We start from the raw sequence: 11283 nt of genomic DNA on the forward strand, positions 1-11283 counted from the left end.
TACGGTGCATAAAAACCTGACATAGACTTAGAACGAACAATGATATCTTTTGAAATCTTGTTCATGGCATGTCCTACGTGGATATTTCCGTTGGCATACGGAGGGCCATCATGCAAGGTGAAATGTGGTTTTCCTTGGTTCAATTCTTGACGACGTTGGTAAAGCTTTGCTTCTTCCCATTCTTTTTGCCAAACTGGCTCTTTTGTAGGCAGACCAGCCCGCATCGGGAACTCTGTCTTCCCTAAATTCAGTGTTTCTTTGAGTTTCATGGTGTCTCCTCTAAAAAATATTTCTACAAAATAAAAGACCACGACCTCGCCAAAAAGGACGACAAGTCGTGGTACCACCTTCATTCAAGAAAGAGAGTCCTCTCTTTCTCCTCTTTTGTCGCTAACGCTGACCAGCGTTAGTGGTTACTCATTTCACCACTAAAATTTGTAAAAGGATCAACCTTAACAAAGGAAGTGCAAGTCTTCCACCATCACCTGCTCGCTAAAACTATTTGATAAGGTCACTGTTTTTACAGATTATAAGATTGAAACAGATTCACGTTGTCCTTCTTCTGGAGCATCGATATCATCAGCTTCAGGAGTTTCTAAGACAACATCAATAGAATCTTGATCTTCATGATTTTTTTCTGCTTCTTCCAATGCTTCTTTCACTTTTTCATTCAATCCTTGAAAAGCTTGAGTTGCGCCTAACTCTAAGTTAGCTGCCTCAATACGTTTTTGCAATTCTTCAATTTCAGCTGAAGTAAATTGACGTGTCAAATCAATGTTAGCATCTTCTGAATGATGATGAACAGATTCACCCAAAGCTTTCTCAACAATTTCACGAAATGCTTCATCACTTGTTTGAATATACATAGCAGTTGGGCGAAGAATTTCATCCCATTCTGGTGTATCAATAATGCTCAATTGACTTTCGATAGTTGATTTCAAACGTTGATGGAAGACTCGTGTCTTATTCTTCAATTCTTCCGTTTCTACAGCAACTTTTTTGGCATTGTCTGTAGCATGACGAAGAATTTCATTTGCTTTTGCTTTTGCTTCTTCAACTAAATGGTGAGCATCTTGCTCCGCTTGACGAACAATTGTTTCTGAGCGTTCATTTGCCGCATGTTTCACACGTTCTGCTGTATCTTGGGCGATCAATACTGATTGACTCAAGGAGTCTTTCATTTCGTCAAAGTAGTTCAAGCGTTCTTCCAACGCACTAATTTTTGTTTCCAATTCATGATTTTCACGAACTAATTTTTCATAGTCTCGGTAGACCATGTCTTGAAACTCTTCAACTTCTTTAGCATCGTAGCCTCTAAATTTTACATAAAAGCGTTTATCTTTGATTTCTAAAGCTGTAAGTGCCATAGTTCCTCCTTATTTTCTACTGGAAAATACTTCAACCGTTAATTTGCATTTTCCACTTTTTGATAGGCCATTTTCTGATAGTATTTTAAATCGGCCATACTTTCGAACACTAATTAAATCTGCTACTTGGATCATCCGACTAGGATTATCAATAGTGGCATAGTTTACCTTTACCTGACCCGACTGAACTAATTGAACAGCTACAGACCGAGCAAGCTTAAAGGTAGAAGCTACTAGTTTATCAAGTCGAACACTAGTAACCAATAGGTCTTTGAGTTTGGATGGTTCGTCTACGCTGATCCGTTCTCGACAATCAACCTCACGAATCTTGACAGATGCTTTTGCGATCTTCTTAAGATTCTCTTTGAAATAGGAGGAGAAACGCTCATCCACATAGATATGAATTTTCCCTTGTCCAACTAGAATATCTCCAAAAGACTTTCTTTCTATGCCTAATTGATGGAGAAGCGAACCCAAAACTTGAGAGTGACTTAACCGATAAAACTTATCCGGATAGAGAACTTCTAACAGACTCATTTCAAAATCAGATGCCTCTAACTGATAGTAGCTAGGAGCAAGAATCACTCGTGCATATTCTGTAGGATAGATTTCTGCACTTGAAAACACCTGCAAACCGTGGTGGGCACCAATTTGTCGTAAAATATCAACCTGATGTGGATTTAAAAAGGAAGTCAGTTCAAAACTATACTGTTGCTCCACTCGAGCTACTAATTCTAGAACTCGATCGATAAAGACGTGGTCTTCTGGACTATAGTGTTGATAAAATCCCTTGGTCATATGAACTGCACCAAAAATTGAAGGACAAATCGTTCCACTACGGATAGAGCAAGTAAGGCAAACATGACTGTAAAGTCTAACCCACCAAATTGCAAAGGAATCTTTCTAAATAGGCTCAAAAATGGTTCGACGATCCGTTGAACCATTTTAGCTAAAGCCGATTCTGATGCATTTGGAAACCAACTAAGCAAAGCATAGATGATTAGTACTAGCTCAAAAACCTGAAAGAAATTTCTAACTAATTGTAGGACAAACATATTAACGATTTCGTTTCATATCAAAGTCGTACTCAGCAACTTCGACATCATTTGGAAGGCGAATATCTTCAATATTCACAACGACATTGATTGGTGTTAATAAGTACATAGTACTTGCAACACGACGTAGATTCCCGGCTAATACATAGCGAGCACCATCCAAATAATCCAAACATCTTCTTGCTTGAACTTCTGTCATGTATTGGAAATCGATAAGAATACTTTCGTTTGCCAACAACAAGTCAACAATTTCAGTTGCTTCTTCATATTTACGAGGGTAGCGCACATCAATCGTAATCTTCTCATCTGCAGCAGAACGATTTTTTGCCAACTCTTGTTGACGTTGATGAAGTCGAGTAATATTTTCAGAAGATGATTTTTGAGATGAAGCTGATTCAACCACTGCTGTAGAAACTACTTGTGGACGACTTACTGCAACAGGAGTAGATTTCTGCTCCTTGGCAGCTACCACAGCTTTTTGACGTGGTTTTGATGATGGTTGTACTGGTTTAGGGGATGCTACAGGTTGGCTAGCACCGACTGCTTGAGCAGGCGCTTCTTGCACATCGTACTCATCTCCATCTTCAGTAAAATAATCAATCAATCGATCAAATCTATCTTTAAATGACATAATTCTTTCCTATTTGAAAAACGAGGTCCCAATTCGCACAAAAGTCGCACCGTTAGCAATCGCCACATCATAATCACGACTCATTCCCATGCTTAACTCTGTAAAGGGCATATTTTTCAACTGTTTCTTTTGTAATTCTTTTTGAAGTTGGTGAGTTGCTGCAAATATGGCTTGCAACTCGTCCTGACTTGCCTCAAAAGGAGCCATCGTCATTAATCCAACAATTTGTAGGTTATCCAAGCCTTCTAGTTCAGGAAGAACCGCATCGAGCTCTTCAGGAGCAAATCCATGCTTGCTTTCCTCTCCAGAAATATTAACTTGTATAAAACATTTAATTGGGTGACTCGCCCTTTTTTGAATTTCTTGGGCAAGCTTCATAGAATCTAAAGCATGGAAGTAATCTACAAAATTGATAACTTCTTTTACTTTACGACGTTGGAGACTACCGATCAAATGCCAGGTCAGTCCCTCATCTTTTAGAGCTTGGTATTTTTCTAGAAATTTATCAACACGGTTTTCACCGATATGACAGACTCCTGTATCAACCAAAGCCTTGGCTTGGTCGATACCAACATACTTAGTAACAGCAATCACATTGACCTGATCCGTGCGGTTTGCTGTTTCCATTGCTTGTGCAACCTGCGAGAATATTCGCTCTTTATTTTCAATCAGATTCATTCTTAACGATTACGGAAAAATGGTGGTGTTTCCAACTCATCATCTTCTGAAGAAGAATCCACATAGCGTTCAACTTGACGACCAGTGCTAGTATCAGACTGACGTACAATGTTTTCACGACGAATGTCCCAATCTCCAAACGCAGATCCACGAGGTGTTTCTTGTTTAGCACGTGATTGAGGAGTAGGCATTTCGATTTCTTCCTTCAAATCGAATTCGCGATCGAATTGTGGAGTTTGTGGACGTTGTTCACGTGGTCCAGTTTGGTAATAACGTGTTGAACTTGGTGCATGAGATGCAATTCCACTAACTCTTTCAACTTTATCCTGACGAACACCAGTTGCAACAACCGTTACGCGGATTTCATCTTTCATTGATTCATCAATAGATGTACCAAGCCAAATGTTTACGCCATGACCAGCTGCTTGGTTAACAATTTCAGAAGCTTCTTCTGCTTCAATCAAGGTCATATCCAAACCACCAGTAACGTTGACAATCACATCTTCAGCACCGTCAATGGTTGTTTCAAGGAGTGGTGAGTAGATAGCTTTACGAGCTGCTTCAATGACACGCTCTTCACCATTACCTACACCAATACCCATCAAGGCATTTCCTTTGTTTTCCATAACGGTCTTCACGTCAGCGAAGTCAAGGTTAATCAAGCCTGGGCTTGTGATCAAGTCAGTGATCCCTTGAACCCCTTGGCGAAGGACATTATCTGCTTCGCTCAATGCTTCAAGAAGTGGTGTTTTCTTATCTACGATTTCTAACAAGTTGTTGTTAGAAATGATCAACAAAGTATCCACATGTTCGCGAAGTTCATTGATCCCTTCGACTGCAAAGTTTGCGCGTTTTGTTCCTTCAAATCCGAAAGGACGAGTTACAACGGCTACTGTCAAAGCACCAACAGCTTTAGCAATACGAGCGATGACTGGTGCAGCACCTGTACCAGATCCTCCACCCATCCCTGCAGTGATGAAGACCATGTCTGCACCTTGCAAAGCTTCTGTCAATACTTCTTCACTTTCTTCTGCGGCTTTACGACCAACCTCAGGTTGACCTCCAGCACCCAAACCACGAGTCAACTTAGGACCCAATTGGATAACTGTTTCTGCTTTTGCACTTGAAAGTGCTTGTACATCTGTGTTTGCTGCGATGAATTCTACACCAGCAACTCCTTCGTCAATCATGCGGTTGATGGCATTACCGCCACCGCCACCGACACCGATTACTTTAATAACTGCACCTTGTGCCGCTGCTGTGTCAAATGAAAATGTCATAAATACTTACACTCCTTAATCAAACATATTACCGATTAAATTCTTCATTCGGTCTGTAAAGGTAGTTTTTTCTTCTTGTTTTTGTTCTTCAACTGGATGTTGTTGCTCGACGTTTACTACAGGCTCTATTTCTTCCGGTACATATGCTGGAACAACTGGTTGCTGTACTGGTCGTTCAAACTGAATTGGTTGCTGACGAAGACGTTGGTCCCCATGTACAGCAGCCTGAGCAAGAATATCTACATCTGTAAGGTTTCCTGCATATTCAGACAAGCTAATCACGTGGGCAAAAGCTGGATTGCGAATTCCAATTTGATTTGGAACGTACAATTTCACATTTACACCAAAGACTTCTTGCGCTAATTCTTCAATACCAGGGAGAATAGCGCCACCACCGATGATGACAATTCCTCCAGGCAAATCAAGCAAATGTCTTCTTTCAAGATCTTGTTTAATTTGGTCGAAGATGTGTTTGATCCGAGCTGAAATAATTTCTGCCAAATATTTTTCAGATACTTGGACAGGTTCTACTTCACCAATCACCTCAACATGGAAGACTTCGTCGCCAACTGATGGAACATAAGCTTCTCCATAGTTGAACTTCAAGCCTTCTGCTAATTTTTGAGAAGTCTTCAATACTTTAGAAATATCTTTAGTAACGTAATCGCCACCTTCTTGGTAGATATTTGTAAATTGAAGCTCTTGATTCCGAACAGAAGCTACTGTCGTTTGACCTCCACCTAAATCAATGACGGTCGCACCAAACTCACGTTCTCCTTCGTTCAATACAGACTTAATCATTGCAAGTGGTGAAATAATGATGTTCTCAACTTGCAAACCAGCACGTTCAACTGTTTTCCGTAAATTATGGAGGACAGTTCTAGGACCAGTATACAAGAGACCACGCATTTCCAAACGGATTCCCATCATTCCACGTGGATCGCGGATTCCTTGGAAACCATCAACTGTGAACTCTTCTGGAATAAAGGTAATGACTTCACGGTCTGGAGTCATACTCTTTGTCAAAGCAGATCTGACAACATTTTCAACATCTGCATCCGTAATTTCTTTTGAATCACTGGTTACAGGAATCATTCCTTGAGTTGCTTCAATTTGAAGAAGGTTCGCTGGCAACCCAACGTTCACAAGATTGATTGAAATTCCTGCTTTTTCTTCTGCTTGGCTTACTGCACTTTTAATCGCATTAGAAGCAGCCTCAATATCAACAATAATTCCATCTTTGACGCCAGCACTTTTCGCATTGCTGACTCCAATTACATTCATTTCTCCATTGACATGTTCTGCCACCAATACTTTTATTGAACTAGTACCGATATCTAAACCTGTAAAAAAGCCGTTTCTAGCCATTACACCAGTCCTCTCTCTTTTGTTTTCCTATACGTCAATTAATAGCTCCATTTTAGTTAGAACTATCCAAATTTCATTATAACACAAAAATGCCCATAGTGGGCATATTTTCTTTATTTATTTCAGATAATTTATGAGGGTTTACTCAGCGGGAACTTCTTCGTGTTGCTCGGTTACAACTGCACTCTCATCAGAATCTGTCGAGTTAGCATAAGCTTCTTCTGTTTTGTTCCCTTCACCTTCTTCTTTTTCTTTCTTTTCCTGAGCTAAAGTAGCCATTGTTTCTGCATTGTAACTGTATATACCTGCTTCCATGTCAATGACACTGTCATCTTCAATTAGCTTGCGAATTTGATTGTAATAAGGCAATTTACGCTTGATCTGAGATACAGGCACTAAAACCTTTGTGCCATCCTTCATGGTCAGTGTCACTAAATCCTTAGTCACCTTGCTCGGTGTCAAGTCCACTGACTCAATTTCATCGCGCACAGAAGATGGTATTTTCCCCAGTTGTTTGACGAATTGTCGGACCAATTCTCGATCAGAAAAACGAACGGCTAGGTAAGCCTTGGGAAGCTGATCAGCAGCAACTGGTGTCTCTACCACTTCCCCATTTTCTAAAATGGGATAGTGATCTTCCTCCGTCACATAGTAACCAAAGACCTGGTGTTCCTCAACCTGAACCTTAAACGTCGTAGGGAAGGCATAAGTCATCGAAATATCTTTGACCCACGGACTCGCTGCCTTCATATTGGCAAGATAGCGATCCCGATTCAAAAAAGTTGTCAAGGTATAATCCCGATCATGGATCTGACTCTTTTCAAACAACAAAGTCTGATCCGCATTTTTATTCCCTGAGAATTCGATGATTTTTTGCTTAGCTAAGGGTGTTAAAAGATAGACAGAAAAGACTGCAATCAAGGTACTGATCACCAAAACAGGAATAGCTCGATAGATGTGACGTCTCGCAATCTGACCTTCCTTTTTGGCCTTCTTCGCTAGTTCCTCTTCTTCGAACCTATCTTCTGAAGGCTCTGTTAGGTAGATGATTTTTTCTTCTTCATTCTCTTCGTCTATTTCATCAGGAAGAGTTTCTTGCAATCCCTCCTCAGCTACATCAGCTACGTTCTCATCTTCCTCTACTTCTGCAGACTCGGCATCTTGCCCATCTGCTTCTGGATCTTCAGAAGGAGTTTTTTGATTCAGAAGTTCCTGTCTTTCCTTCTCTTCTTGTGCCTTCTTTTCTTTTTCTTCTTGCTCTTCTATTTGTTTTTTCTTTTGATACTCCTGGTTCCGTCTCTGCCATTCAGAGAGCTTCGTGACTTCCTTAGGAGTTTTTGGGTTCTTCTTATCCGTCATTTTTTCCTTTTATTAATTTCTTGATGGACTAGGTTATAAAATTCATCCAAGGAAAGCAATTCATTCGAATCCTTCATCGCTTGATGATAGCTTTCTGCCCCTTGGAATATTTTATCCATCGTTTCTTGCAACCGATCCATGCTCAAATCTGGCTCAGCGATGGTTTCTGCATAACCTTTTTCCACAAAGTATTGAGCATTTTCAATCTGATCTCCCCGACTAGCCTCTTTCCCTAGGGGAACGATGATATGGAGCTTATTCATGGCCAAGAGTTCAAAAATCGTATTGGCACCTCCACGAGTCACTACTAGGTCTGCCTTTTGGAGCAAAGGAAGATAGTGATCCGTCACGTAGTCCACGCGATAAAGATGAGGTGCTTGTTCATTCAAAGAGGAGGCCCCTGTCAAATTAATGACATTGTATCTTGCTAGCAAGGTTTCTCGATTTTTTGTGACAAACTCATTGAACACTCGTGCACCAGCAGACCCACCCACAAAGAGAAGGGTTGGCAACTGTGGATCAAATTGAGCAAATACTGCTTCCAATTCTTGTGGGATTGGAAGTTGTTCCTGACGAACCTTGGTCACAGCTCCCACATGTTGGGCTTTCACTAGACTTTTCGGCTGCTCAAAGGTTGTGAACATTTTCGTTGCAAACTTATAGGCAATTTTATTGGCCAAGCCCATTGAACGGTCAGATTCGTGGACCAATACAGGAACGAAGCAAAGTCGCGCAGCCACTACCGGAGGAACTGAAACGAAGCCTCCTTTAGAAAACAAAACCTGCGGCCGTACACGAAGCATGATCCAAATCGATTGGAGAATTCCCCAGAAGACCTTGAAAATATCCAACATATTTTGCCAAGAAAAATAACGGCGCAACTTGCCCGTTGCAATCGAATGGAAATGGATGTCCAAGCCAGACTTAAAAATCTCTTGGTGTTCAATCCCCTTCTTGTCCCCAATATAATGAACTTCCCAACCGTCCTCGATGAAGCGAGGGATGAGGAGAAGATTCAAGGTCACATGCCCAACTGTACCTCCCCCTGTAAATACTATTTTTTTCATATTATTTTTTCAACTCTTCTACTGTTTTAAGGAACTCATCGCCCCGTACTTCGAAATTCGCGTACATATCCCAGCTGGCATTGGCTGGACTAAGCAAGACGATATCACCTGGCTCAGCTATTTCAAAGGCTTTGCGCGTTGCATCTGCCACATCCGTCGCATCTAGATAAGCCACACCCGCTTGATCCGCTGCTCGTTTCACCCGTTCAGCAGACTCTCCAAGGATGACCATCTTTTTAAGACCATTAATATCTGGCACCAATTCGTCAAACTCATTGCCTCGGTCCAAGCCACCAGCGATTAAGATGACATGAGCGTTATCAAAGCCAGACAAGGCTTTTTGGGTTGCTAAGATGTTGGTAGACTTGCTATCATTGTAGAATTTCACCCCTTCAATCTCAACTACATACTGCAAGCGGTGCTTCACCCCACCAAAGGCTGATAAGGTTTCTTGGATAGTTTGATTGTCAACACCACGAAGTTTGGCCACTGCAATGGTAGCTAAGGCATTTTCTACATTGTGGCTACCTGGTACTCCGATTTGGTCTGCTCGCATAACGGCTTCACCACGAAAGTAAAGGACACCATCCTCTAAATATGCTCCATCCACCTTTTCTTGGGTTGAAAACGGCACCACAGTAGCCTCTGTTTGCTGAGCCAAGTCTTTGGCTAGATCTTGGTTAAAGTTTAGTACCACAAAATCCTTGACAGTCATATTCTTTTGAATCGCCCATTTTGCAGCTACATAGCCTTCGAAAGATCCATGGTAATCCAAGTGGGTCGGCATCAGATTGGTAATGACTGCGATTTCTGGATGGAAGGCTTCAATCCCCATTAATTGGAAAGAAGATAATTCCATTACCAATGTGTCTTTCGCTGTCGCTGTTTGAGCGACTTGACTAGCTGGAAAACCAATATTTCCAGACAAGAGACCGTTTTGTCCAGCGGCCGTTAATACTTCTCCAATCATGGTAGTGGTGGTTGTTTTTCCGTTTGAACCAGTGATTCCGATGATTGGCGCTTCTGAAATGAGGTAGGCCAATTCAACTTCGGTCAAAACAGGGATGCCTTTTTCAAGGGCCCGTTCAACCATAGGATTCGTGTAAGGAATTCCAGGATTCTTCACCATCACTGCAAAGTCTTCATCCAAGAGTTCCAGAGGATGTCCTCCTGTCACGACTTTGATTCCTTCTTCCAGTAAACTTTGGGCTGCAGGATTTTCTTCAAAGGCTTTGCCATCATTCACCGTTACGATAGCTCCTAGGTGATCGAGTAGTCGCGCTGCAGATTCTCCAGACTTAGCCAATCCTAAAACAAGGACTTTTTTATTTTTAAATGTTTCAATGACGTTCATAGCTTTTTTCTCTCCAATTTGTTCACCTTCTATTTTACCCTTTTTTAGACAAATTAAAAAGCCTTAAGACAGCAAAAGAAGCAACACGTATAAAAATGACCGCTTCAGCATCTTTCATAAAAAAGAGTCGCCATGATTTTCTATCACAACAACTCTTTTTTATGGAGACAAGATCTCCTGTCTATTCTGATTTATCCAAGCGTTTAGAAGACTTGGTCGGCAATCGCGAAATATCAACGAGGGCCAGGTAGCCTACAAAAGCAAGGAAGGCGCCCACAAAAAATTCTGAAGGCAATTGGAAGATTTGGAAAATCGCTAAGCAAAGGAGGATGACCAAAGAGACCAACAATACGACTAAGGTAACTACATTCAGAGTTCCTCTGATGCTCTTTGGAGCTGCAAAAAGGTAAAAAAGGAGGATCAAAATACCTATAATCAAATAAACCATTTTGTCACTCCTTTCTTATTTCTTATTCAGCTGCAGCTGATTTTTTCTTTTTGTTTGCTTTTTCGCGTTCTGCCTTATTCAAGATTTGTTTACGTAGACGGATTGATTCAGGTGTTACTTCCATGTACTCATCGTCGTTCAAGAACTCGAGTGATTCTTCAAGCGTCAAGATACGAGGAGTCTTGATAACCGCTGTTTGGTCCTTAGTAGCGGAACGAACGTTGGTCATTTGTTTAGCCTTCGTGATGTTAACAGTCAAGTCATTTTCACGAGAGTTTTCACCGATGATCATTCCTTCGTAAACCTCAGTACCTGGGTTGACAAAGATAGTACCACGTTCTTCGATAGACATGATAGAGTAGGTTGTAGCCTTACCAGCATCGATCGAAACAAGGGCACCACGGTGACGTCCACCAATTTCTCCTGGAATCAATGGCAAGTATTGATCGAAGGTATGGTTCATGATCCCGTAACCACGAGTCATTGACAAGAACTCAGTTGAGTATCCAATCAAACCACGCGCAGGAACTAGGAAGACCAAACGAGTTTGACCATTACCAGTTGAAATCATATCCAACATTTCACCCTTACGTTCAGAAAGGCTTTGGATAACAGATCCTTGGTATTCTTCTGGAGTATCGATTTGCACGCGCTCAAATGGCTCGCACTTCACACC

Annotated in this window: 12 protein-coding genes, 1 pseudogene and 1 other annotated feature; all 13 genes and pseudogenes read right to left on the reverse strand. The window is 41.3% G+C overall.

Features of this window, described 5'->3' with window-relative positions; translation table 11 throughout:
• On the reverse strand, window positions 1-269 hold a 269-nt coding region (locus tag QZ158_RS06350; protein ID WP_293886837.1), incomplete at its 3' end, for a class I tRNA ligase family protein.
• Between the two features lie 51 nt (window positions 270-320).
• Window positions 321-537 (reverse strand) — a binding site (T-box leader).
• Window positions 528-1367 carry a DivIVA domain-containing protein gene (locus QZ158_RS06355; RefSeq protein ID WP_061563677.1) on the reverse strand — a complete coding sequence of 280 codons (840 nt, stop codon included), beginning with the start codon at window positions 1365-1367 and terminating at the stop codon, window positions 528-530. Its footprint overlaps the feature before it by 10 nt.
• Window positions 1368-1376: 9 nt before the next feature.
• The gene (locus tag QZ158_RS06360) at window positions 1377-2165 is read right to left on the reverse strand and encodes a YlmH/Sll1252 family protein (RefSeq protein WP_195610900.1); all 789 of its coding nucleotides are present in this window, start codon (window positions 2163-2165) and stop codon (window positions 1377-1379) included.
• Window positions 2162-2422: a YggT family protein gene (locus QZ158_RS06365; protein WP_006596781.1), complete on the reverse strand. Its 261-nt coding sequence runs from the start codon at window positions 2420-2422 to the stop codon at window positions 2162-2164. Before QZ158_RS06365 ends, QZ158_RS06360 begins: the two co-directional genes overlap by 4 nt.
• A 1-nt stretch (window position 2423) precedes the next feature.
• A complete protein-coding gene (locus QZ158_RS06370; protein WP_285338153.1) occupies window positions 2424-3053 on the reverse strand; it encodes a cell division protein SepF in 630 nt (209 codons plus the stop codon).
• Between the two features lie 9 nt (window positions 3054-3062).
• Window positions 3063-3731 carry a YggS family pyridoxal phosphate-dependent enzyme gene (locus tag QZ158_RS06375; RefSeq protein WP_156676172.1) on the reverse strand — a complete coding sequence of 223 codons (669 nt, stop codon included), beginning with the start codon at window positions 3729-3731 and terminating at the stop codon, window positions 3063-3065.
• 2 nt (window positions 3732-3733) lie between these two features.
• Window positions 3734-5011 (reverse strand): cell division protein FtsZ, encoded by a 1278-nt coding sequence (gene ftsZ, locus QZ158_RS06380; protein ID WP_293886846.1) that lies wholly within the window; start codon window positions 5009-5011, stop codon window positions 3734-3736.
• Window positions 5012-5026: 15 nt separating this feature from the next.
• Window positions 5027-6379 carry a cell division protein FtsA gene (gene ftsA / locus QZ158_RS06385; protein WP_293886848.1) on the reverse strand — a complete coding sequence of 451 codons (1353 nt, stop codon included), beginning with the start codon at window positions 6377-6379 and terminating at the stop codon, window positions 5027-5029.
• Between the two features lie 141 nt (window positions 6380-6520).
• Window positions 6521-7738 (reverse strand): cell division protein FtsQ/DivIB, encoded by a 1218-nt coding sequence (locus QZ158_RS06390; RefSeq protein WP_293886850.1) that lies wholly within the window; start codon window positions 7736-7738, stop codon window positions 6521-6523.
• Window positions 7735-8805 (reverse strand): UDP-N-acetylglucosamine--N-acetylmuramyl-(pentapeptide) pyrophosphoryl-undecaprenol N-acetylglucosamine transferase, encoded by a 1071-nt coding sequence (locus tag QZ158_RS06395; protein ID WP_293886852.1) that lies wholly within the window; start codon window positions 8803-8805, stop codon window positions 7735-7737. The genes QZ158_RS06390 and QZ158_RS06395 overlap by 4 nt, the downstream gene beginning before the upstream one ends.
• 1 nt (window position 8806) lies before the next feature.
• Complete coding sequence (gene murD, locus QZ158_RS06400; RefSeq protein WP_293886854.1) at window positions 8807-10159, reverse strand: UDP-N-acetylmuramoyl-L-alanine--D-glutamate ligase; 1353 nt, start codon at window positions 10157-10159, stop codon at window positions 8807-8809.
• 181 nt (window positions 10160-10340) lie between these two features.
• Window positions 10341-10607, reverse strand: coding sequence for a DUF3165 family protein (locus QZ158_RS06405; RefSeq protein ID WP_023026447.1), 267 nt, complete (start codon window positions 10605-10607; stop codon window positions 10341-10343).
• Window positions 10608-10629: 22 nt separating this feature from the next.
• A pseudogene (locus tag QZ158_RS06410) lies at window positions 10630-11283 on the reverse strand (translational GTPase TypA); the annotation flags it as partial.

Origin of the sequence: Streptococcus sp. A12 (genome assembly GCF_905372335.1) — a bacterium.
Taxonomy (GTDB): domain Bacteria; phylum Bacillota; class Bacilli; order Lactobacillales; family Streptococcaceae; genus Streptococcus.